The organism is Marivita sp. S6314 (genome assembly GCF_023015985.1).
In the GTDB taxonomy this organism is placed as follows: Bacteria; Pseudomonadota; Alphaproteobacteria; order Rhodobacterales; family Rhodobacteraceae; genus Marivita.
In genome coordinates, this window is the sequence record NZ_JALKAO010000002.1 from 251,778 (window position 1) to 271,520 (window position 19,743).

General features: G+C 61.4%; 26 protein-coding genes. 9 read left to right on the forward strand and 17 right to left on the reverse strand.

The genetic code is table 11. The features are described 5' to 3' along the window. Window position 1: 1 nt before the first annotated feature. From MWU54_RS05585 to MWU54_RS05595, 3 genes are all read right to left on the reverse strand, one after another. A complete protein-coding gene (locus MWU54_RS05585) occupies window positions 2–508 on the reverse strand; it encodes a molybdopterin-dependent oxidoreductase (protein ID WP_247081408.1) in 507 nt (168 codons plus the stop codon). A 102-nt stretch (window positions 509–610) separates the two neighbouring features. Next, complete coding sequence (locus MWU54_RS05590; RefSeq protein ID WP_247081409.1) at window positions 611–1,498, reverse strand: UTP--glucose-1-phosphate uridylyltransferase; 888 nt, start codon at window positions 1,496–1,498, stop codon at window positions 611–613. Window positions 1,499–1,521: 23 nt separating this feature from the next. Next, on the reverse strand, window positions 1,522–2,913 hold the full coding sequence (locus MWU54_RS05595) for a WecB/TagA/CpsF family glycosyltransferase (RefSeq protein ID WP_247081410.1): 1,392 nt from the start codon (window positions 2,911–2,913) through the stop codon (window positions 1,522–1,524). A gap of 258 nt (window positions 2,914–3,171) precedes the next feature. Here MWU54_RS05595 and MWU54_RS05600 point away from each other — a divergent pair, with 258 nt between their 5' ends. The 6 genes from MWU54_RS05600 (at window position 3,172) to MWU54_RS05625 (ending at window position 8,306) form a co-directional block, all read left to right on the forward strand. Continuing rightward, window positions 3,172–3,786: a response regulator transcription factor gene (locus MWU54_RS05600; protein ID WP_247081411.1), complete on the forward strand. Its 615-nt coding sequence runs from the start codon at window positions 3,172–3,174 to the stop codon at window positions 3,784–3,786. Between the two features lie 111 nt (window positions 3,787–3,897). Then, window positions 3,898–5,376, forward strand: a complete 1,479-nt coding sequence (locus tag MWU54_RS05605) for a hypothetical protein (RefSeq protein ID WP_247081412.1) — start codon at window positions 3,898–3,900, stop codon at window positions 5,374–5,376. Further along, complete coding sequence (locus tag MWU54_RS05610; RefSeq protein ID WP_247081413.1) at window positions 5,373–6,674, forward strand: O-antigen ligase domain-containing protein; 1,302 nt, start codon at window positions 5,373–5,375, stop codon at window positions 6,672–6,674. The genes MWU54_RS05605 and MWU54_RS05610 overlap by 4 nt, the downstream gene beginning before the upstream one ends. Window positions 6,675–6,743: 69 nt before the next feature. Then, on the forward strand, window positions 6,744–7,355 hold the full coding sequence (gene nthA / locus MWU54_RS05615; protein WP_247081414.1) for a nitrile hydratase subunit alpha: 612 nt from the start codon (window positions 6,744–6,746) through the stop codon (window positions 7,353–7,355). Continuing rightward, window positions 7,352–8,008, forward strand: coding sequence for a nitrile hydratase subunit beta (nthB, locus tag MWU54_RS05620; RefSeq protein ID WP_247081415.1), 657 nt, complete (start codon window positions 7,352–7,354; stop codon window positions 8,006–8,008). The genes nthA and nthB overlap by 4 nt, the downstream gene beginning before the upstream one ends. Then, window positions 7,995–8,306 carry a nitrile hydratase accessory protein gene (locus tag MWU54_RS05625; protein WP_247081416.1) on the forward strand — a complete coding sequence of 104 codons (312 nt, stop codon included), beginning with the start codon at window positions 7,995–7,997 and terminating at the stop codon, window positions 8,304–8,306. Before nthB ends, MWU54_RS05625 begins: the two co-directional genes overlap by 14 nt. A gap of 77 nt (window positions 8,307–8,383) precedes the next feature. Here the strand turns inward: MWU54_RS05625 and MWU54_RS05630 are convergent, their stop codons facing one another. From MWU54_RS05630 to MWU54_RS05655, 6 genes are read right to left on the reverse strand one after another with little or no spacing between them, the layout of a single operon-like run. Beyond that, a complete protein-coding gene (locus MWU54_RS05630; protein ID WP_247081417.1) occupies window positions 8,384–8,578 on the reverse strand; it encodes a PLDc N-terminal domain-containing protein in 195 nt (64 codons plus the stop codon). 21 nt (window positions 8,579–8,599) lie between these two features. Beyond that, window positions 8,600–8,815, reverse strand: a complete 216-nt coding sequence (locus MWU54_RS05635; protein WP_247081418.1) for a DUF2945 domain-containing protein — start codon at window positions 8,813–8,815, stop codon at window positions 8,600–8,602. Further along, the gene (locus MWU54_RS05640; protein ID WP_247081419.1) at window positions 8,812–9,075 is read right to left on the reverse strand and encodes a Rho termination factor N-terminal domain-containing protein; all 264 of its coding nucleotides are present in this window, start codon (window positions 9,073–9,075) and stop codon (window positions 8,812–8,814) included. Before MWU54_RS05640 ends, MWU54_RS05635 begins: the two co-directional genes overlap by 4 nt. Window positions 9,076–9,113: 38 nt before the next feature. Further along, a complete protein-coding gene (locus MWU54_RS05645) occupies window positions 9,114–9,770 on the reverse strand; it encodes a TrkA family potassium uptake protein (RefSeq protein ID WP_247081420.1) in 657 nt (218 codons plus the stop codon). 3 nt (window positions 9,771–9,773) lie between these two features. After that, complete coding sequence (locus MWU54_RS05650; protein WP_247081421.1) at window positions 9,774–11,234, reverse strand: potassium transporter TrkG; 1,461 nt, start codon at window positions 11,232–11,234, stop codon at window positions 9,774–9,776. A gap of 3 nt (window positions 11,235–11,237) precedes the next feature. After that, entirely contained in the window at window positions 11,238–12,089 is an 852-nt protein-coding gene (locus tag MWU54_RS05655) for a mechanosensitive ion channel family protein (protein ID WP_247082184.1), read from the reverse strand. A 137-nt stretch (window positions 12,090–12,226) separates the two neighbouring features. On the opposite strand from MWU54_RS05655, the gene MWU54_RS05660 reads away from it, so the two are divergent. Further along, the gene (locus MWU54_RS05660; RefSeq protein ID WP_247081422.1) at window positions 12,227–13,057 is read left to right on the forward strand and encodes a formate/nitrite transporter family protein; all 831 of its coding nucleotides are present in this window, start codon (window positions 12,227–12,229) and stop codon (window positions 13,055–13,057) included. On the opposite strand, the gene MWU54_RS05665 is transcribed toward MWU54_RS05660, so the two are convergent. The 3 genes from MWU54_RS05665 to MWU54_RS05675 all read right to left on the reverse strand — a co-directional run bounded on the left by MWU54_RS05665 (window position 13,054) and on the right by MWU54_RS05675 (window position 13,762). Next, window positions 13,054–13,335 (reverse strand): hypothetical protein, encoded by a 282-nt coding sequence (locus MWU54_RS05665; RefSeq protein WP_247081423.1) that lies wholly within the window; start codon window positions 13,333–13,335, stop codon window positions 13,054–13,056. The two genes, MWU54_RS05660 and MWU54_RS05665, sit on opposite strands and share 4 nt — an antisense overlap. Window positions 13,336–13,427: 92 nt before the next feature. Continuing rightward, window positions 13,428–13,583 carry a hypothetical protein gene (locus tag MWU54_RS05670; protein WP_247081424.1) on the reverse strand — a complete coding sequence of 52 codons (156 nt, stop codon included), beginning with the start codon at window positions 13,581–13,583 and terminating at the stop codon, window positions 13,428–13,430. Between the two features lie 2 nt (window positions 13,584–13,585). Next, window positions 13,586–13,762, reverse strand: coding sequence for a hypothetical protein (locus MWU54_RS05675; RefSeq protein ID WP_247081425.1), 177 nt, complete (start codon window positions 13,760–13,762; stop codon window positions 13,586–13,588). A gap of 158 nt (window positions 13,763–13,920) precedes the next feature. Between MWU54_RS05675 and MWU54_RS05680 the strand changes: the two genes are divergently transcribed. After that, window positions 13,921–14,430 (forward strand): PRC-barrel domain-containing protein, encoded by a 510-nt coding sequence (locus tag MWU54_RS05680; protein ID WP_247081426.1) that lies wholly within the window; start codon window positions 13,921–13,923, stop codon window positions 14,428–14,430. Between the two features lie 88 nt (window positions 14,431–14,518). Beyond that, window positions 14,519–15,841 carry an MATE family efflux transporter gene (locus MWU54_RS05685; protein WP_348647610.1) on the forward strand — a complete coding sequence of 441 codons (1,323 nt, stop codon included), beginning with the start codon at window positions 14,519–14,521 and terminating at the stop codon, window positions 15,839–15,841. Here the strand turns inward: MWU54_RS05685 and MWU54_RS05690 are convergent. Genes MWU54_RS05690 through MWU54_RS05710 form a run of 5 tightly spaced genes read right to left on the reverse strand, consistent with a single transcriptional unit; the run spans window position 15,838 to window position 19,742 of the window. Next, window positions 15,838–16,557 (reverse strand): gamma-glutamyl-gamma-aminobutyrate hydrolase family protein, encoded by a 720-nt coding sequence (locus tag MWU54_RS05690; RefSeq protein WP_247081428.1) that lies wholly within the window; start codon window positions 16,555–16,557, stop codon window positions 15,838–15,840. The two genes, MWU54_RS05685 and MWU54_RS05690, sit on opposite strands and share 4 nt — an antisense overlap. Next, entirely contained in the window at window positions 16,554–17,516 is a 963-nt protein-coding gene (locus MWU54_RS05695) for an amidoligase family protein (protein ID WP_247081429.1), read from the reverse strand. Before MWU54_RS05695 ends, MWU54_RS05690 begins: the two co-directional genes overlap by 4 nt. Window positions 17,517–17,576: 60 nt before the next feature. Further along, window positions 17,577–18,599: an AI-2E family transporter gene (locus tag MWU54_RS05700; protein ID WP_247081430.1), complete on the reverse strand. Its 1,023-nt coding sequence runs from the start codon at window positions 18,597–18,599 to the stop codon at window positions 17,577–17,579. Continuing rightward, window positions 18,599–19,345, reverse strand: a complete 747-nt coding sequence (locus MWU54_RS05705; protein ID WP_247081431.1) for a hypothetical protein — start codon at window positions 19,343–19,345, stop codon at window positions 18,599–18,601. Before MWU54_RS05705 ends, MWU54_RS05700 begins: the two co-directional genes overlap by 1 nt. Continuing rightward, window positions 19,338–19,742, reverse strand: coding sequence for a phage holin family protein (locus tag MWU54_RS05710; RefSeq protein ID WP_247081432.1), 405 nt, complete (start codon window positions 19,740–19,742; stop codon window positions 19,338–19,340). The genes MWU54_RS05705 and MWU54_RS05710 overlap by 8 nt, the downstream gene beginning before the upstream one ends. Between the last annotated feature and the right edge of the window lies 1 nt (window position 19,743).

Here is a 19,743-nt window from a genome sequence, read left to right on the forward strand (position 1 = left end):
GCTATTCGGCGATTTCGATCCTGTCGAGTTGCCAAATGCTGCGCGAGTAGATCACCTCGGCCCGGAATGCCGGGTCGCTGTCATAGGGGTAGACGATCCAAAGCGGCCCTTTCTGGCGGCGGGACATTGCGGCCCCGTCCATTTCGTAGGCGATCAAGGGAGCGGACTCCGTCACCGTTTCAACCGGGATCTCGACCGTGTAGTCATTGATGGCACTGGCCAGCACGGTTTTGCCATCCGCATCGACGGCCTCAAGCAAGGCCTTGAGCGGGACGCCCACAAATGTCTTTTCGCCTTCGGTCCAAATGGTGCTGGTCTGATATGTGCCTGCGGGCATGACCTTGAGCATATCCATATCAAATACAGCCGCACCATCCTGATTGGTGACACCGACCTGCCCGGAGACCGTCAAAACGACGTCCCCCGTGGGCGGGGAGAGAGGGTCGGCCCAGACTGCGCCAACGAAAAGCGTGTAAAGGCATGCAACGAGACCAATGAATTTTCGCATATCGTCCTCCGTGAGAGTGTTGTGACCCTTATGCGCGCGGTCCGCGTTCAAGGGAATACGGGCATGAGGATAGCGACCTATCCGAAAGGATAGGCCTCCGGGTCACGCCGCCTTTTGCAGCGGTGCCGTGCGCGCGGTGACGAAGTTCTGCAGCTCTGCGCCCAGATCTGGACGATCCAGTGCGAAGGCCACTGTCGCCTGCACGAACCCCTGTACCGAGCCGCAATCGAACCGTTCGCCTTCGAAGGCAAACCCATTGACGCCCGTGCGCCCCAGATCGGCGGCAATCGCGTCGGTCAACTGGATCTCTCCACCCGACCCCGGCGCCAACGAGGACAGCCAGTCAAAGATGCTGGCTTCAAGGATATAGCGCCCCACGATGCCGGACCGGGACGGCGCACGCGCCGGGCTTGGTTTTTCGACTAGCCCTTTCAGCGATTGCACACGGCCAGTCTGGGACTTGATGTCAACCACACCGTAGGACGACAGTTTCTCGGTTGGCACGGCCTCGGTCGCCACCATGTGACCCCGCGACTGTTCGAATGCCGTCACCATCTGCGCCAGCGCCGGTTGGCGCGCACGGATCACGTCATCGGGCAGGATCACGGCAAAGGGTTCATCGCCCACCAGCCGCCGGGCCAGTGACACCGCATGCCCCAGACCACGCGCTTCGTCCTGGCGCACAAAGCTGTAGGACGCTTCGGGCAGCTTGGACCCGCGCAATGCGGACAGGATATCATCTTTGCCCTTTTCTTCGAGCGTGCGTTCCAATGCGGGCAGCGCGCCAAAGTAGTTTTCAAGCGCCGATTTTCCGGGCGAAGTGACGAAGATGAATTCCTCGATCCCTGCCGCGCGCGCTTCGTCGACGGCGTATTGGATCAGGGGCCGGTCCACCAGGGGCAGCATTTCCTTTGGAACGGATTTGGTGGCGGGCAAAAAGCGGGTGCCAAGACCGGCAACAGGGAAGACGGCTTTGCGAACGGGTTTCATGTCAGTGTCCTTTCGAAAGGGGATCAGTAAGCGCCACGGCCAGACACGACCGCGCGGAAGGTTAAAGCAATCAGGATGAGGTCGAGCAGAACCGAGCGGGACCGCACATAGGCCACGTCAAGGTCGATCATTTTGTCGAAGCCGATATTGGCCCGGCCCGAGACCTGCCACAGGCCGGTGATGCCGGGATTGGCCGCCAGCCGTTCCAGCGCGTGTTCTGGATAAGCCGCGACTTCCTCGGGCAAGGCCGGACGGGGACCGACGATCGACATCTCGCCCTTGATCACGTTCAGGATCTGCGGAAGCTCATCAAGCGACAACCGGCGCAGGATCTTGCCGACCCGGGTGATCCGCGGATCGCTTTTCGACTTGAAACATACACCTTCCCGGTCCGACGTCGCCAGCAACGCTGCACGACGTGCTTCGGCATCCATGTACATCGACCGGAATTTATAGACCGGGAACGGCTGACCGTTCTTGCCGATCCGCGTCTGCTTGAACAGGACCGGCCCGCGACTGTCGAGCTTGACCAGCGCCGCAACCGCCAGCATCGGCAGTGCGAGCACCGCGATGGCGCTGACCGAGATGGCAAGGTCCAGCGCCCGCTGTTTCACCCGCGTCCGGTCACGGGTCGCAAAGGCATGACGCGCGCTGCGTGCAAGGAACGTGACGTTGCCAATCAGGTAGCGACGCGCCATCCGGCGGGGCTCCATCGCAAGCCGCCAGCCCCATTCCATCCGGCAGGACCGGACGAATTTCGGCGCGCGGCGCACTTCGCCTGCGAGGAAATCAAACAACGCGCCCACCCCCATGACGAGACGGGATGCGATCAGATCGCGGTGCGCATCAATCCAAAGCTCCTGGCGCGGAACGCCCATTGCCACAAGAACGATGTCGGCGCCGGAGGCATTGATATCCGCGATCACATCAACCGTGCGTTCCGCCTCTTCAAACCCATCACGGGTTCCAACAATGCGCAGGCCGGGAATGTCCATGCACAACCGCTGGGCGGCGGCATTGGCAACACCGGGCTTGCCCCCCAGAAGGAACACCGACAATCCGCGCGACGCCGCGGCGCGCAACATCTGCGGGACCAGATCCGTTCCGTTGAGATTGGCGACAAGCCGCTGGCCGGTCATCTTGGCCGCCAGCTCGATCCCGATCCCGTCGGGCAGCACGTAGTCAGAGCGCGTGAGCGCGGCTGCATAGGCGCGGGACGCGGCCCGCGTGTTGGCGCAATGGGCGTTGAAGAAACTGACGGTCTTGCGCGGCGATGTCAGCATCGCGTCGATCACTGTGTTCGGCTTGGCATTCACCAAAGGCAGGCCAAGAACGCGCAGGGTTGGCAGGGCGGGTGTAACAAGATCGGCAGGGTGCGCATCTTGCAGCATCGTCTGGGTCGGTTCGAATTTCATGTCGTGATATCCAGCAGCTTGTGGTCGTTTTCTGCCAACAGGTGTGACAGCAAATACGCCATCGCGGCAGACGGGCGTCGGGACAGGTTCAGGAGCTTTCGGCTGACGATTGTGCCAATCGGGAGGCAGACCCGGCGCGATTGGCACCGCGCCTATTCCAACGGATAGGACCGCCTGTCCCATTGTGGGACTTTCGCGTCCCGGACCAGACCGCTAAGTATGGGCGCGTGTGGGTGGCTGGCGCATTGGAGGTGCCAAATGAAAGTACTGATTGCGGATGATCACGAACTGATTCTGGACACGCTCGTGGCCTTTATCGAAACCGATGGCGGCATTGACGTGACCACCGCACCGGACTTTGCGACAGCCGAGGCCAAGATCAAAACCGACGGTCCGTTCGATCTCGTTCTGCTGGATCTCAACATGCCCGGCATGAACGGACTGGACGGGCTGCAAAAGGCCATCGCGATGGACAACGCTGCGCACGTTGCGTTGATCACCGGTGAGGCGTCGCGCATTCTGGCGGAAAAAGCGCTTGAACTGGGGGCGGCTGGCTTTGTGCCGAAAACCCTGCCGGCAAAATCGCTGGTCAATGCGATCAAGTTCATGGCGATGGGCGAACAATACCTGCCCGCCGGTTTCATGACGGCTGAAACCGCCGAAGACAAACACCCGCTGGCGCAAAAACTGACGGAACGCGAACGTCAGGTGCTCAAGGGGTTGACCGAAGGCAAGTCCAACAAAGAGATCGCGCGCGATCTGGATTTGTCCGAACCCACGATCAAGCTGCACGTCAAAACACTCTACCGCAAGGTTGGTGCAAGCAACCGTACGCAGGCCGCCTTGATCGCCCGCGAGGCGGGATTGTTCTGATCCTATCCGTTGGGATAGGCCGTCACCCGAATGCGATTGATCCTAACCAAGCGCGCGGATGACCACCAATAAACGGCGGCGTAAACCCCTTTCAAAGCAAGGGATTTACGCATGTTTGATGCACAGACACTTCCAAACGCCCCCCAGACCCGGTCTCGTCTGGGTTGGCTGCGCATTCATCGCACACCGCTGCGCAGGCTGGGGTTCAAACGCCTGCTGGTGGGCGGACGCCTTTCGGATCTGGGCCGCCTGCCCCGCTATCTTGCCATTTTTCTGCTCGCGGCCAGCGGGTTGTGGGCGCCCATCGTCGGCTATCTGACCACGGCCCCATTGCAATACACGTCTTCGGCGTCACTGATCCTTCCCGGGTCCGGCGCGTCCGCGTCTGTCAATCTAAGCGACATCGGTCAGGCATCGTCTTTTGCCAACTCCGCCTTTTCCAACGGCTCGGTCAGCCCCACCGAAACCTACAAACGGCTTCTGGGGGCGGATCGCATTTTGGATGCTGCCGCCAAATCCCTTGGGGTGGACAGAAAATCGCTGGGCCAGCCACGGATCACCTTGGTGGACCAAACCAGCCTGATGCATATCGAGGTGAAATCCCGCAGTCCCGAGACCGCCCAAAGCTACAGTGACGCCCTTTTAACCGCGTTTTTTCAGGAAATTGATGCCCTGCGCGCTGATGAGATCGACACGCGTCAGGCCAGCGGCACAGGCGCGATCAAGGAATACACCGCATCGGTTCAGAAAACGCGCAGCGAGATATCGGACCTGCAAGCGCGCAGCGGGCTGTTGTCTGCCGATCAATATCGCGATCAGGTGGCGGCGCATGACCAAAGGATGCAGGACTTGCGCGTCTTGCAAGCCGACGTGGCCCAGCAAGACAACAAGGTCCGCGCGCTGGAAACTGCGCTTGGACTGCCGCCGAACTCCGCAGCCGTGACCCTGAAACTTTACGCCGATGCGCAATACCTGTCCCTGCTTGAGGAGGTTGCGATCCACGCCGCTGATCTCGCGCAGGCCAAGGCCACCTATGGCGCACAACACCCGATCCGGCTCGCCGCGCACGACGCGCATGACAACAGCCAACGCGCCGCCATTGCCCGCGCGATCGAGGTGACCGGTTTGAGCGAAGACCACGTTCGCGCGCTGGACCGCGCGCCCGAAGGCCAACGCGCCACGCTGCTAAGCGAACTGGTCCGCGAAAGCGCAACGCGCACCGGCCTGCAGCAGCAATATCACGCCATGTCAAAACAGGTCGCCGACGAAGACAGTCGCCTGCGCAAACTGGCCGTGATCGCAGCCGAGCTGGAAGACAAACAGCGCGATTTTGCCGTGGCCGAGGCGATCTTTGCCTCAGCCATCGCGCGCGCTGAATCGACGAAAACCGATGTCTATGCCTCTTACCCGCTTATTCAGGTGCTCGAAGACCCCTCCCGCCCCGACAGCCCCTCGTCACCGCGCCGCAAGCTGGCGATCGCCGCAGGGATCGCCGCAACGCTGATGCTGTTGATCGGCCTGACACTCGCATGGGTGCGCCAACCCATCATCTCGCGGCTGATCGCACCGGGCAAAGGTCGCTCGGAATGACCGTCACACCTGCCAATCCCGCCGAAAAGATCGTCTGGACGACGCTGATCTGGACGTGGCCTCTATATGCCATCGGAGCGCTATACGTGGTGGGCCCGATCCTGGCATGGGTCCTCGCGGGGTTGGCGGCGCTGTCGCTCTATCTAGGGCCCGCCATCCGGCAGGATTTGCGCGCGACTGGGCCGGTGCCCGGATTGATCTGGCTGTGGTTTGCCGGGATGGCGGTGATGCTCATCGCGCTTTGGGCCGGTCATCTGGACTGGGGCCTGGGTGCGAAAAAGACCATAAAATCAAGCATCGGCTGGGCCAAGGGCTGGGCGCTTCTGGCGCTGTTTCCTTTAATTGGCGCGGTTCTTCCGATCCGGCGCGACGTGCTGATCCGCGCGCAATGTATCGTGGGCCTCTGGACCCTGATCATCGCGCCGCTGCTTCTGGTCGCGCCCTATGTCGGTCTGCCCGAACGCATCTTCACCTCGCCGCTCAAGGCGGTTGGCGGCCCGGGCCCCGAGTATTTTTCGGTCTACCTGTTCACCTTTGACCCGGCAAGCTGGACACCGCGCTGGCAGTTCTTTGCACCCTGGTCGCCCTTTGCAGCCCTGCTTGGCGTGATCATGGTGCTCTTTGCGCTGGAAGAAAAACACCGCGGATGGATGGCCGCCGGGCTGGCCGCGGGGGTATTGATGATCCTTGCCTCGAAATCCCGCATGGGGCTGGTCGGGCTGGTGGCCTGCACATTGGGCCCAAGGATGCTGCCGCTGATCGCGCGGACCTGGGCGTGGATGGCGGTGTCTGCCATCGCCTCAAGTGCCGCGATCTGGGGCACCACCGCCTTGGATCTGGGCAAAGCGGGCATTCAGGGGTTCAAATCCGCCCGCGCCGACAGCACCCGCGTGCGCGAAACGTTGCAGCGCATCGCCTATGACCGCTGGCAATCGGATGCGTTCTGGTTCGGACATGGCACCGTCAAACCCGGCGCGCATATCGTCGAATACATGCCCATCGGCAGTCATCACACGTGGTACGGGTTGTTGTTCGTGAAAGGGCTGGTTGGGTTCCTGGCGTTCCTGATCCCCTTCGTGGCGCATCTGATCGTGGTTCTGATCGACGCCGTGCATCACCCGCGCGGACGGCTGCCCCTGGGGCTGCTGATGACGATGCTTTTGCTGTCCTTTGGCGAAAACATCGAAATCGAAGCCTATCTTTTGTGGCCCGCGCTGATGATGCTGGGATGCCACCTGCGCGAAATGGCGCGTGACACGGTCATCGCGCCACCCTCAGGTGACGCGGTGCCCGCCTGACGCCCCACCCCATCAGCCGCCTTGCGTTCACAATTGCTGCGCGCATACTGACCCAAAGCGAGGCCGCCCATGCACGATCACCACGACCACGACAACGAACTTGACGAAATGACCGCGCGGGTCCGCGCGCTTGAAACGGTTCTGGTCGAAAAAGGCTTGATCGATCCGGCAGCCGTGGATGCCATCATCGACACTTACGAAAACAAGGTCGGCCCCAGAAACGGCGCGTCCGTCGTCGCCAAAGCCTGGAGCGATCCGGATTTTGCCGACTGGCTGCGCCGCGACGCCACTGAGGCAATCGCGTCGATGGGATTCGAAGGCCGACAGGGCGAACACATGCACGCGGTGTTCAACACGCCCGAGACCCACAATCTTGTCGTGTGTACCCTGTGTTCCTGCTATCCGTGGCCGGTTCTGGGCCTGCCCCCGGCGTGGTACAAAGCTCCCGATTACCGCGCCCGCGCCGTGCGCGAGCCACGCGCGGTTCTGGCGGAATTCGGTGTGACGCTTGCACCCGACACGCAAATCCAGGTCTGGGACTCGACCGCCGAACTGCGCTACCTCGTGATCCCCGAACGGCCCGCCGGAACCGAGGGTCTGAATGCCGCCGCGCTGGCCGACCTTGTGACACGCGACAGCATGATCGGCTGCGGCGTCGCAAAACGGCCCGGTGCCACATGAACGGCCCGCAAGATGTCGGTGGTCGCCACGGCTTTGGCCCAGTGGTCGCAGAAGAGGAACACATCCGCTTTCACGCCGATTGGGAACGCCGGGCACTTGGGCTGACCCTTGCGGCGGGCGCGCTGGGGTATTGGAACATCGACGCGTCGCGCCATGCCCGCGAAAGCCTGCCACCGGCGGTGTATTACGGATCAAGCTACTACAAGATCTGGATGACCGCGCTGGAAACTCTATTGGAAAACGCCGGTGAACTCACCCGCGAAGAACTTGCCACGGGTCAAGCACTCAAACCGGGCCACCGGGCGGATCGGTGTCTTGCCCCGCAGGCCGTGCCGCAGGTGCTCAAGGCGGGTGGACCGTCAGACCGCCCCGGTCCTGCCCCGCTGTTCAAGGTCGGCGACAGGGTGCGCACCCGCAATCACCAACCGGCGGGCCATACCCGGCTGCCCAGCTATGCCAGAGAACGCACAGGCGTTGTCACCGCCTTGCATGGCGCGCATGTTTATCCCGACACCAACGCGCATTTCAAAGGCGAACAGCCGTGTCCGCTCTACACCGTGCGGTTCACCGCCCAGGAACTATATGGCGACGACGCCGATCCAACGCTGACCGTCAGTATCGACGCATGGGAGCCGTATCTTGACCACGCCTGACGCCCCGTTCGAGGAACCCTGGCAAGCCCAGCTTTTCGCGCTCACCGTCGCACTGAACGAGGCCGGACATTTCACCTGGGTCGAATGGTCCGAGGTATTCGGCCCAATGGTGCAGACCCAGGGCGCGGATGTGTATTGGCACATCTGGTCTGACGCGTTGACGATCCTGCTGGAGACCAAGGGCATGGCCGAGGGCGCGGTCATTCGATCCGTCACCGCGCAATGGCAAGAGGCCGCGCGCAACACGCCGCACGGCCAGCCCATCCTTCTGTCAGCGGCAAACCCGCTTACACCATAGCGTGTTAGGCCTCTGCCGATCAGGCGCACAAAAAAGCCCGCTTCGAAAAGCGGGCTTCGCATTGGGTGTCCTGAATTTTAGGCGCGTGCCGATTTCGACCGGGGACCGGCGACCAGCCAGATGATGAACCCAAGCAATGGCAGGATCAGCACCAGCAAAGACCAGCCAACCTTGGCCCCTGTCGACGCGCCAGAGCCGATGATCGACACCAACGCCCAGATGTTCAATGCGAGCAGGATCAGCCCGCCAATTCCTGTAACTTCAATTCCCATGATAACCTCCTACGGTTCTGCTCAGGCTTGCTCGATTTCGGTGCAGCTCTTGAGCACAGTGTCGCCATCGTCTTGTTCAATCAGATAGGCGGGTTCCTCATCGCTGGCATCGCGCGTCACATCGGTGCCCTTGATGGTTTTTGTAATCTTCTGCGTGTAGATCTGGGTCACTTTCCCGGTTCCGGTCCCGTCGCCCCACTCCCACTTCACGTGATCGCCTATGGAAATCGCTGTCATTGCGACCTCAACGCGCTGATCAATTCGTCTTTGGTCATGTCTGACCGACCGTCGATATCCAGTTCCTTGGCGCGGTCATAGAGATCATCCTTGGTCCAGTCTTCGTAAGCGTCCGCCTTGCCGCCCTTTTCCGATGGGTTCTGGTCATCACTGGCTTGCGCGTTTGCGATACGTGCAGCCTTGGTCTTGCTGTACCCATCGTCGCGCAGCGCCTCGTACGTGGCGTCGTCCTTGATGCTGGGGCCATGATCTTTCGGCATAACATGCTCCTGTGTTGCGGTGTTAACGCGCCAGCGGGTCAAAGGTTCCCGGTGTCAAAAATCTTTTCCAGCGCCCCGATCGCATCTGTCTCGACCGCAATCAAAAGCTCATCACCGCTGGACAGGTTTGTGTCTTGTGACACCAGCACTTCGGTATCGTCCCGAATGCGGGCGATGGCTTTGCAGGAGGTCGGCAGTTCAAGATCACCAAGCCCTGACCCGGTCCAATCCTCCGGCACAACAAGCCGCTTCAGCCGCAGTTCCCGCGACAGGTTCAGCGTCTCGGACACCTCTGCCTTGTCCTCCAACGCGCGGCACAGGCTGCGCGCGACGGTGGCGTGCGGCGTGATGGTATCGGTCAGGTCAAGCTCTGTGCAGACCTCCATCAACTCCGGTGAAATGATCTGCGGGATGACCCGGCCAAAGCCGACCGACCGGCCCACAAGTGCCGCAAGGATGTTGTCGTCCGACGCATTGGTCAGGGCGATCAGAACATCGTCATCACCCGCCTGCGCATCCCGCAAAACGCTTGGGGATGTGCCGTCCCCTTCAATCATGCCGCAATCAAGCGTTTCCGAAAGCCGTTCCAGCCGCGCACGGTCGCGGTCTATGATGACAACCTCGTGGCCGTGCTCGATCAGCTGTTCTGCAGTGGCGGTGCCGAATTTCGATCCGCCAACAATGACGATACGCATGGTTTAATCCTTTTTCGGGTGATGCCAGGTGCGGGGCAAAATCAGCACCAGCACAGCAATGAATTCCAGCCGGCCAAGCCACATGGCCAGTGTCAGCAAAACCATTAGATCGACCGGCATGTCGGCCCCGACCACGCCGGCTGACAGACCAACCGTCGACAGCGCGGAAACCGTGTCAAACAGCGCAGGCCCCGCAGCATAGCCGTGTGCCAGCATCCAGGTCCACACAATCACGGCCGTGGTGGCATAAAGCGAAACCAAGGCCAGAAGCGCGATCAGGCGGCGGTCCGTTACGGGACGGCCCTCCATGCGCAGCGGCGCCACGGTCTTGTCCGGCAGCCGTGGCAAGGCCAAGGCATGTCGGGCACCCCGGGCAATCAGGCCAATCCGCGCAAGCTTGAGGCCCCCGGCGGTTGATCCTTCGTCGCCCCCCATGATCATCACCACAAGGAACAGCACAAGCACCGGACCCGCCACCGGCATCGCCCCGGTGGAAAACCCGGCGGTGCTCAGCCCGCTCAGCAAGTCCAGAACCTTTGGCCAGATCGCGTCGGCCCCGGTACCCCACAGCCAGACCGCATAGAGCACAGAGACACCGACGCAGGCCCGCGTGACCCGTTGGACCGACCCCAACGCCCACGCGCCTTTGGCATCACCCTTGGACAGCAGCGCCAAGGTCAAAAGGGACATGGCCCCAAGAACCGAAAAAAAGATGACAAGGGTTTGCGTCAGCGTCGTGTAACCCGCCAATGAATCGGAGCGCGGCGCGAAGCCTCCGGTAGAGACGGCGGCCAGTGCCAGCACAATACCCTCGCTCCAACGCGGCGCTGTCATCGCAAGGATCGCAGCACCGGCAAGGCTCAGACCGACATAGGCGGCAAGCAATTGTCGCGCCTGTTTGCGGGTTGAGGCGATCCGGTCGCCCTGATCAATGCCCGCCTGCCCCAACCTGCGCGATGCCGGACCGGGGCCAAGCACCAGCGCAAGCACAGCCGTCGCCATGGCCAACCCGCCGCACCACTGCATCCAGGCGCGCAAGACGTGCCCCGCAAAAGGCCACGCATCCGGGTCGGCGGCAACGGACAGACCGGTTGTGGTGATGGCGCTCATCCCCTCGAACGCGGCAGCGGCAAGTGGCATGTCCAGAACAAGGAACGCCGGAATGGACAACAAGGCGGCCAGCAAAAACACCAGCGCGAACGACACCATGGCCTCGACCTGTCGCAGGTCCTTGGACAATGGCTGTCGCCACACCAGCGCCATCGGTACAACGCCGACAAACGCCGCGACCGCCAATGCCGTCGCCAAGGACCAACCGGCTTCGAATATGGCCCAGACCATCGGCGGGCCGAACAGCAGCAGCGTCAGCCCGCCATGCTTCGCCAGCGTAACCGCGACCACCTTGGGACGCGCGCGCAGCAACAGTGTATCGTAGCCCTGGCCCTCGGCCGGTCGCGTGACCATGGGTCAGCCGTTATCTTGCACGGCGCGCACTGGCACGGGTTCGTTCACGGTCAGGGTGCGGTACGGGAATGGAATTTCAATGCCTTCGTCGTCGAGCGCGCGTTTGATCGCCGCAACCACCTGATCGCGGCTCGCGCGGATATCGACAGGCTGCGACCCGGTCCACCACGTGATCTGGAAATCGATCGAACTTGCGCCAAAGGCTTTGGCAAATACTTCGACATCGCGCACATCGTCCCGCACCATGTCGACCTCCCGCACCGCCTTGGCGATCACGTCACGCGCATGATCCACGTCTTCGCTATAGGCCACACCGCAGATAATCTCGGCCCGGCGCAGTTCCCTGTCGGTGCGCACGGTCACGGCGTTGTGGAAGAGCTGCGCATTGGGCACGACGACAAGCTGACCGTCGGTCTGACGGATATGGGTATCGCGGATGGTGATGGCCTCCACCTTCCCCTCGGCCCCGTCACATTCGATATGATCGCCCAGTGCAAAAGGCTCGCGCAGCAGCAGCAAGATACCGGCAAGAAAGTTCTCAAACGTGTCCTTGAACGCGAATCCGATGGCGACCGAACCCAAGCCAAGCGTGGTCAGGGCGCGCCCCGGCGTGATGCTTGGGAACACGATGGTCAGCGCAATCAAGGCCCCGGCAAGCCACAAAATCGTGCTCGCCAAAAGCTGCAGCACCTCGATCAGGTTGCGCCGCAATCTGGCCCGGGACGCAAGGCTGCCAATCGCGGCGCGCGCCCCCAAGACAACCACCGCCGTCAGCGCAATGACCACAATCGCGATGACAACGCGCGGTGTAGCGGCCAATAGGGCCTGCCACCATCCGGCGATCTGTGTGGCCATTTCTTCGGGAAGGTATGTCGCAAGTACACTGGTGATCTGTTCCATGCAGCCAAACGCACGACACCGCTTTCGGTTCCCGCACGAGGAACCATTCACAGACCCGCGCATTGGTATGTCACAGTTTAATGGAGCACCCGATGTCCAACCCCCAAAGCCCCGATCTGATCGAAAAACGTGAAGAGGAGCACGCGGTTGAAGAGGCCGCACATCTGTCGCCGCGATTGATGTTCGAGGCCATCCGCCGCAGCGGCGAGGAAGAACTGGAGCGCCCGATGCGCGCGCTGTGGTATTCCGGTATCGCCGCAGGTATCCTGATTTCCTTTTCGGTCCTGGGCGAAGCGGTGTTACGCGCCTACCTGCCCGATGCAGACTGGCGCTATATCGTTGAAAACGCGGGATATACCTTTGGGTTTCTGCTCGTCATTCTTGGCCGCATGCAACTGTTTACAGAAAACACGATCACCACCGTTGTTCCGGTGATGATCCACCCCACCCGGTCCGCATTCGGACGCACCGCGCGGCTGTGGGGGATAGTTCTGATTGCAAATGTAATCGGCGCATTCGCCGTGGCGGCATTCTTTGCCTACGGCCCCGTGCTCGCCGACGATGTGCGCAGCGCGTTTACCGATCTGTCGTATCACGCCACCGGCATGCCCGCGATGGAAGGGTTCCTGCGCGGTATTCCGGCGGGTGTGCTGATTGCCGCTTTGGTCTGGATGTTGCCCGGGAGCGAACATAACCAGGTGGCGATCATCGTTCTGTTCACGTGGCTGATCGCGCTTGGCGATTTCACCCATATTGTTGCGGGATCCGTCGAAATGGCCTTTCTGGCGGTTCAGGGCCTGATCTCTGCCCCGCAAGCGCTGTTCGGGTTTTTCCTTCCCGTGCTGTTGGGCAACGTGGTCGGGGGCACCGTGATCTTTACCGTGCTTGCCTGGGCGCAGATCAAGCCAGAGGTCGAGGATTAACGATTGTCGGCGATCTGGGCATGGGTCGCTCCGTGCATATCGACATGCACCAGCGCGTCGTGCCGATCCAGAAGCGAATGCAGACGGAAGAATGTCTGTTCATAAGACGCCTCTTCCGTCAGCACATCCCACGCCTTTTCCCGTGCAGGTTCCGGCAGGGCGGTCATGTTGACCTGTTCAAAGTACTGCTCCAACTGCATCTCAAGTTTCCAGTCCACCTCGGCCAAGGCAGAACTGGCGATTAAAGAAAGAACGAAAGCTGTGGCAATGCGGGTCATTTGGGTCTCCTTGAATCAAAAAGCCACTGCGGTGGCAGGACCGCAGTGGCTTCGCCGGGGTTGCCCCCGGATCGCTGATATGAGGGACGATCTCAGCGGGTATCTGGTCCATCTGCGGCAAGGGTGCTTTTCGGCGCTGTCTCGTCTTGACGGCGGCGTTCGGTGCGCTCTTTGCTCCAAAGCGCAAAGATGATCACGCCGCTTGCGGTCAAAAGAAACAGCGTCGGCACAACTGTAAAGACATCCATGGTCAATCTCCGGTCTGTTCGGGTGTGATCGCCTGCTTCACGTCATCTTCGGGCGTTCCAACGGAAAAAAGGAACGCGATAAACAAGAGCGCGACAGCGGTGGCAGCAAGGCCCATGCCCCACAATGCCGGGCGATGGCGCTTGGCTTGTTTGTCGATATTCGTTGTCTCAGCAGACATGAACTTTCCTTTCGTTATCTGACAGCCCAACACCCGCAGGACAAAAATTGTTCCAACAAAAATTTCATGAGCCTGCCGGGAACCGCAGCGACCGGTTGCGCATTAGCACTGCACAGCGCGTCACGGACGACGCGAAACGCAACAATACGGAGGACACGATGAAACCACTTTTGATCACGACCGCCGCCCTTGCCTTTACCGCTGGCACAGCTTTTGCAGCATCCGACGAGACGGCAACGAACACCGCCGTGATGTCATCGCAAACCGATGCCGAGGTCACCGCCTCTGCCGATGCGGCTTCGACCCCGCCTGCCCCGCTTTCGATGGATGAAACCTGGGATATGGCAGAGTTTGATGCCAGCAATCTGGCAATGGACGGCTGGACCGAGACCGATGCGCAATTCACCGCAGAAGAGCTGACCGGCATGCCGCTTTACGATGCCAACAACACATGGATCGGCGAAGTCGACAACGTGGTGATTTCGCAATCCGGCACACTTGAAGGCGCCGTTCTGGGGGTTGGCGGCTTTCTCGGGGTCGGCGAAAAGGACGTGCTTGTGTCCTTCGACAGTCTGAAAATCAAACAGGCCGAAGATGGTGACGAAATGCGCGTCTATGTCGACGTCTCCAAAGAAGAGCTCGAATCCATGCCGAGCTTCGCATCCTAACCCCACCCTCTTCCCACGTCCGGGGTCGCCATCAGGCGGCCCCGTTTTGTTGTTTCATAGATCGAGATGTGTTTTGGCTCAGAAAGATTTGACACAAGGCCCCGTCTGGCGCGCGTTGGCGCGGGTGTCTGCCCCGATGTCCTTTGGCATCCTTGCGGTGCTCAGCGTTGGCCTGGCGGACGCGTATTTCCTTGGCCAGCTTGGCGAAGCGCCGCTGGCGGCAATCGGGTTTGTCTACCCTGTCACCACCGCGATCACGTCGCTGTCCATCGGCCTGTCTGCCGGTGCCAATGCCGCGGTCAGCCAAACTATTGGCGAAGGGGCCGACGATGACGACGCGGCCCGGCTTGCCTTGCACGCCTTGGGTCTGGGCCTGTGTCTGGCCATTCTGGTCGCGCTGGCATTCTGGGTACTGGCCGGGACGATTTTCGGCCTGATGGGCGCAAGCGATGCCGCCCTGACCGAAGCCAAGTCCTATGCACCATTCTGGGCGCTGTCATTTCCATTTCTTGTGCTGATGATGGTCACCAACGCGGCGTTCCGTGCGCATGGCGACGGGGCCACCTCGGCGGCCATCATGGTGCTGGCCGCCGTGATCAATATCGCGCTGAACCCGCTGATGATCTTTACCTTTGACCTGGGCACCCAGGGCGCGGCAATCGCCACCGCCATCGGACGCGCATTCGGTGCTGTGGCGGCGATTGGATATGCCTATCACACCGGCGTCCTGACCCGCTGTCCCAACAAGCTGTCGGGGCTGCTCGGCTCTGTGAAACAGGTTCTCACCGTCGGCGTGCCGGCCGCGTTTTCCAACGCGATCAACCCTGCGGGCATGTCGCTGGTGACGGCGGCCGTGGCCACACTGGGCGATGCGGCGGTTGCAGGATTTGGCGCCGCCACCCGGGTCCAGTCCGTGGCGCTTGTACCGCTGTTCGCGCTGTCGTCGGGCATCGGTCCGGTGGTCGGACAAAACTGGGGGGCCGACAAGAAAGACCGCGCCCGTGCCGGGATGCGGGACGCATGGATTTTCTGCGGGGGCTACGGCATCGTTCTTGCCGTGCTTCTCACAGCCTTTGCCGACCCGCTGGCCGGGGTTTTCATCGAAAGCGAAGACGCCCGCACATATGCGTCGCAATATCTGTCCATCGTCGGGTGGAGCCTGTTTGGCTACGGCATCCTTGTCACCGCCAACGCTGCGATGAACGCGCGCTCGAAAGCGGGTTACTCGGTTGGGCTAAGCCTTGCACGGATCTTTGCGGTGTACGTGCCAATGGCATGGGCCGGTTTGATGCTCTTTGGATATCCGGGCATTCTGGGGGCAGCGGTGCTTGCCAACCTGTTTGCCGTCGGTGGGGCCTTCTGGTGTGCGCGGCGGACGGGGCTGAACCCCGTCCACACCCAATCCGGCTAGGCGTATTGCGCATCCGCACAGGCGGCGCGCAGCTGCTGCCTGTCATTGGCATAGGCACGCGCCGCATTGACCAGCGCGCGAAAGATGGCGCGCTGTCGATGGGCATAAAACAGATGTTCGGGGTGCCACTGCACGCCCAGCGCAAAAGGATCGCGCACCCGTTCGATGGCCTGGATCATGCCATGCGTGTCCCGCGCGGCGACGCGCAGCCCGTGGCCCAAGACGTTGACCGCCTGTGAATGCAGCGCGTTGACCATCATCGGGGCTTCGCCGCTCAGCTGCGCAAGCCGGGTATTTTCCTCGATACAGATCTCGCGCTTGGGCAGGATCGTGGTGATCTTGCGCGCAGCGGAAAACGTGGTCCACGCGTCCTGATCCAGCGTGCCCCCCAGGGCCACGTTCAGCATCTGCGATCCCCGGCAAATGCCAAGCACGGGGATGTTCTGGCCAAGCGCGCTTTCCGCCAGCGTCATCTCGAACCGGTCGCGTGCGGGATCAAGCCGCGCGGAGATCCCAAGCTTGCCGCCATACAGCTCAGGCCCGACATCATCGCCGCCGCCGATGATCACACCGTCCACCGCGTCAAGATCAAAGTCGCGGGTTGCGTCCCACCGGACGGCCCGACCGCCGGTGATCCAGACGTTGAACGCGATCAATGGAAAGACACGCCAGCCAGTGCGTTTCGACACGCTGACGCCAATTAGAGGGCGGCTCATGCAGCTTCTCCCAGATTATGTTTTTCAAGAAGGGCGGCAACGTCTGTGATCCAGTCATCGCTCCGCCAGAAGCGGGCCCGTCGTTCAGACCAAGCCGTGCTCAGATCGTTCAAAAGGTCGGGCGTATCGGCCACAGTTTCCACCAGATGCCACAGCGCCCAGGGTTGGGTCAGGTCCCAATCGGGTTCGTCAATCCGGCAATCCGGCAGACGAAAGTGAAAAGTTGGTCGCGCACTGGTCTTGTCGTCCGGAAAGCTGGCCGCAAACCGCGCTTCATCGACATGCTTGAGCAGTGGAAACACATCCAACCCATGATTGCGCGTTGTCAGATGCCCCGCCATCAGCGGGAACAGGTCACTCAGCGACGTTGCAGGGCTCGCCACGAGATCAGACACAAACGCATCCGGCCACGGTTGCACGAAGGGCAAGGCGCGCCGCGTCAGGTCCAGATCTTCGATATGGCGCAGATACGGCTCAAGAAGCGCATAGGCGCGCAAGGTGGCGACGGTGAATGCGCCATTCGGGTCAACTGCTTCGGGGTTCAGATGCACACCAAACCCCAACAGCGCACCCGACCGCGATCCTGCGGCACCGGCCCGCCGCAATACTCCGATCACGGTGTTGAAGGTCTCAAGCCCGGATAATTCAAGCGGCTCTGATATGATCTCCAGCGGCACAACAGCCTGGGCGATTTCCAGACCCTTTTTCACCAACCGATTGTCGCTGGCATGCCGCGCGGGCGTATCCAGTTCGACGGTGATGGTGCCGATTTCTGTGTCCTTGATCGAAACAAGAAATGCGTCCTGCGCCACCACGTCACCCCCAAGGTGATCCGTGATGGTGCGACAGGTGTCTTCCATGGTCAGCCCCGAGAACTCGACCTCAACACCGGTACGTCTTGGCTCGCCAGATTGGGTGTTGGGGCGGGGCAGCGGGGCAAAGCCGTGAACGGCGTGCATGTAGGTCTCCTGTGACGTGGTTCACAGCAGAACGCGCGGGGTGCAGGAATGGTTCCGACCTCAGGCGGCTTTCAGTGTGGTATCCGGCACATCTGGCGACGTATCCCGCAGCGCCGTGGTCAGCGCCGTCACCCAAACCAGCACCGGCAGCGACACGATCCCACCGGTCGGCCCCCACAGCCACAGTCCGAACAGAATGCTCAGGAACACGCAAAGCGGATTGATCCGCAACCGTTGCCCCACAAGCGACGGGGTCACAAACTGCGCCTCGGTCAGGTTGAGCAGGAAATACAGGAACGGCGGCACCAAAGACATCGCGCCGTTGAACTGGATCAACCCTGCCACCGCAAGCGCGGCGATCAGCGAAATGGGTCCCAGGTACAACACAAAGTTCAACAGAAACGCCGCTGCGCCCCAAAGAACCGGGTTGGACAAGCCAATCAGCGACATGACACCGAAGACGGCCAACCCCAACCCCGCGTTGATCGCGGTGATCGTCACGAAGTAATGCGACACAGCGCGGTCCGCCTGACGCAACGCAGGTGTGTTGTGTTCGGCCAACGCGTAAATGTCGTCGCGTGTCAGCAGAAAGAAAAACAGCGTCCCGCCAAAGACCAGCAATTGCGCCATAAAGTTAGGGGCCATCCACAAAGCGTCAATCACGCTTGGCATCGCGGATTCCACCGCATCGCCCCCCTCAAGTCCCAGAGATTCCCCAATATTCTGCCCAAGTGCCTCGGTCCCCCGGAACCGGATCATCAGCTCTTGCAGCCAACCCCGCAATTCCCATTGGATGCGCGGGACCTGATCAATCAGTTCCGAAATCACCGGCCCAAGGGCCAGCAACAGAACCGCGATCAGCACGCCGGACATCACCAACGCGGAAAACGCGCTGACGACAACCGGAATGCCAATGCGGCTAAGCTTTTTGATCAAGGGGGCAAGAACCACCGCAATCACCAACCCCAAGACGATGGGCGCAAGCAGCGTTTTGGCCAGCTTCAGGGCGGCAACACTGGCAATGATTGCGATCACCAGCAATGACCAGCCCACACCCACCGGAGAGGATGGTGTACGTTGCATCAGGCGGTCGCTCGATCCACGGTAAAGGCGTCGCGCCCTTCCTCGGCAGCGGCGGCGACAGCAGCCTTGCTGCGCGCCTCGAGGTCGGCGATCTCGGACCGCAGCGCCGCTTCGGCGGACCGCATCAACTGGTCGCGTTTCGCACCAAGCATCGCACCCTCGGTTCGGGTTGATGGCAGCAAGCTCCCGATCAGGGCGCCGACACCGGCAGCGGCCAGCGCGGTGACAAAGGGCTGCGCATTATGTGCATCCTTGGCCTGCGCCGCCAGCTTGCGCGCCTCGCGTTCTACTTTTTCCTGCGCATCAATGGCCTGAAGCCGTGCGTCCATCACGCGTTTGCGCGCTTCGGGTGGCAGTTGATCAAGGCCTGCGTCCAGCATCTTGCGCATTTTCGACGCCGATTGCGGCGACGCGCCTGCCCTCACACGGGCCTTGGCCTGAAGCTGCGCATCCGCCCGCGCAATGCGGTCTGCTTCGCTGCCATGTACCGCCTGCGGTTTCGGCTTCGGACGGTTCAACGCGATCAGCGCAGCCCCGACCCCCATCAGCGCCAGTCCCGCAGGGTTTGCTTTTGCATGATGCAGCGCAGTCTGCGCCAGATCATCGGTTGCACCTGCAGCGCGTTCGACCGCCTGGTTGCCAAGCTTGGCTGGCGCAAAGGCGCTCAGCAGCCCGGCAAGCGCGGAATGAGCCTGCGTGCGGTGGTGATCAGCTTGATTTTCAAGGGATTTCAGATTCTTAGACACGGGTCGCCTCCTCAAAAGATGACAGGTCAGAGCGCAGATGCGCCAGGGTCCGTTTCGGAGCCAGCGCGCTTTTCTTCAGACAGCGCGAGCCGGCAAATGCAAAGATCGCCGCAACGATCAGAACCAGCACGCTGGTGGCAAGTGCCGCCCACACCATTGGGATGCCCAGCGCAGCCAGCGCCAGAACGCCGGTCAGTGCCAGGGCATGGAACGCGACAAGCGCGAACAGCAACGCAATGGCCAGATAGACGGCCCCGGTGCCGGCACGGCTCACCGCCTCCGACAGTTCTTCCTTGGCGATGCGCGCTTCCGTGACAAACAATCCGCGCAAATGCGCCAGAAATTCGCGCACAAGGTTCGGTGCTTGTGTCAGATTGGGGTCGGTGTGATGGGTCATG

What these genes read in the sequence shown, in the direction of transcription:
- MWU54_RS05585 (WP_247081408.1), bottom strand. Translation starts at nt 508, where the DNA reads ATGCGAAAATTCATTGGTCTCGTTGCATGCCTTTACACGCTTTTCGTT.
- MWU54_RS05590 (WP_247081409.1), bottom strand. Translation starts at nt 1,498, where the DNA reads ATGAAACCCGTTCGCAAAGCCGTCTTCCCTGTTGCCGGTCTTGGCACC.
- MWU54_RS05595 (WP_247081410.1), bottom strand. Translation starts at nt 2,913, where the DNA reads ATGAAATTCGAACCGACCCAGACGATGCTGCAAGATGCGCACCCTGCC.
- MWU54_RS05600 (WP_247081411.1), top strand. Translation starts at nt 3,172, where the DNA reads ATGAAAGTACTGATTGCGGATGATCACGAACTGATTCTGGACACGCTC.
- MWU54_RS05605 (WP_247081412.1), top strand. Translation starts at nt 3,898, where the DNA reads ATGTTTGATGCACAGACACTTCCAAACGCCCCCCAGACCCGGTCTCGT.
- MWU54_RS05610 (WP_247081413.1), top strand. Translation starts at nt 5,373, where the DNA reads ATGACCGTCACACCTGCCAATCCCGCCGAAAAGATCGTCTGGACGACG.
- nthA (WP_247081414.1), top strand. Translation starts at nt 6,744, where the DNA reads ATGCACGATCACCACGACCACGACAACGAACTTGACGAAATGACCGCG.
- nthB (WP_247081415.1), top strand. Translation starts at nt 7,352, where the DNA reads ATGAACGGCCCGCAAGATGTCGGTGGTCGCCACGGCTTTGGCCCAGTG.
- MWU54_RS05630 (WP_247081417.1), bottom strand. Translation starts at nt 8,578, where the DNA reads ATGGGAATTGAAGTTACAGGAATTGGCGGGCTGATCCTGCTCGCATTG.
- MWU54_RS05635 (WP_247081418.1), bottom strand. Translation starts at nt 8,815, where the DNA reads ATGACAGCGATTTCCATAGGCGATCACGTGAAGTGGGAGTGGGGCGAC.
- MWU54_RS05640 (WP_247081419.1), bottom strand. Translation starts at nt 9,075, where the DNA reads ATGCCGAAAGATCATGGCCCCAGCATCAAGGACGACGCCACGTACGAG.
- MWU54_RS05645 (WP_247081420.1), bottom strand. Translation starts at nt 9,770, where the DNA reads ATGCGTATCGTCATTGTTGGCGGATCGAAATTCGGCACCGCCACTGCA.
- MWU54_RS05650 (WP_247081421.1), bottom strand. Translation starts at nt 11,234, where the DNA reads ATGGTCACGCGACCGGCCGAGGGCCAGGGCTACGATACACTGTTGCTG.
- MWU54_RS05655 (WP_247082184.1), bottom strand. Translation starts at nt 12,089, where the DNA reads ATGGCCACACAGATCGCCGGATGGTGGCAGGCCCTATTGGCCGCTACA.
- MWU54_RS05660 (WP_247081422.1), top strand. Translation starts at nt 12,227, where the DNA reads ATGTCCAACCCCCAAAGCCCCGATCTGATCGAAAAACGTGAAGAGGAG.
- MWU54_RS05665 (WP_247081423.1), bottom strand. Translation starts at nt 13,335, where the DNA reads ATGACCCGCATTGCCACAGCTTTCGTTCTTTCTTTAATCGCCAGTTCT.
- MWU54_RS05670 (WP_247081424.1), bottom strand. Translation starts at nt 13,583, where the DNA reads ATGGATGTCTTTACAGTTGTGCCGACGCTGTTTCTTTTGACCGCAAGC.
- MWU54_RS05675 (WP_247081425.1), bottom strand. Translation starts at nt 13,762, where the DNA reads ATGTCTGCTGAGACAACGAATATCGACAAACAAGCCAAGCGCCATCGC.
- MWU54_RS05680 (WP_247081426.1), top strand. Translation starts at nt 13,921, where the DNA reads ATGAAACCACTTTTGATCACGACCGCCGCCCTTGCCTTTACCGCTGGC.
- MWU54_RS05690 (WP_247081428.1), bottom strand. Translation starts at nt 16,557, where the DNA reads ATGAGCCGCCCTCTAATTGGCGTCAGCGTGTCGAAACGCACTGGCTGG.
- MWU54_RS05695 (WP_247081429.1), bottom strand. Translation starts at nt 17,516, where the DNA reads ATGCACGCCGTTCACGGCTTTGCCCCGCTGCCCCGCCCCAACACCCAA.
- MWU54_RS05700 (WP_247081430.1), bottom strand. Translation starts at nt 18,599, where the DNA reads ATGCAACGTACACCATCCTCTCCGGTGGGTGTGGGCTGGTCATTGCTG.
- MWU54_RS05710 (WP_247081432.1), bottom strand. Translation starts at nt 19,742, where the DNA reads ATGACCCATCACACCGACCCCAATCTGACACAAGCACCGAACCTTGTG.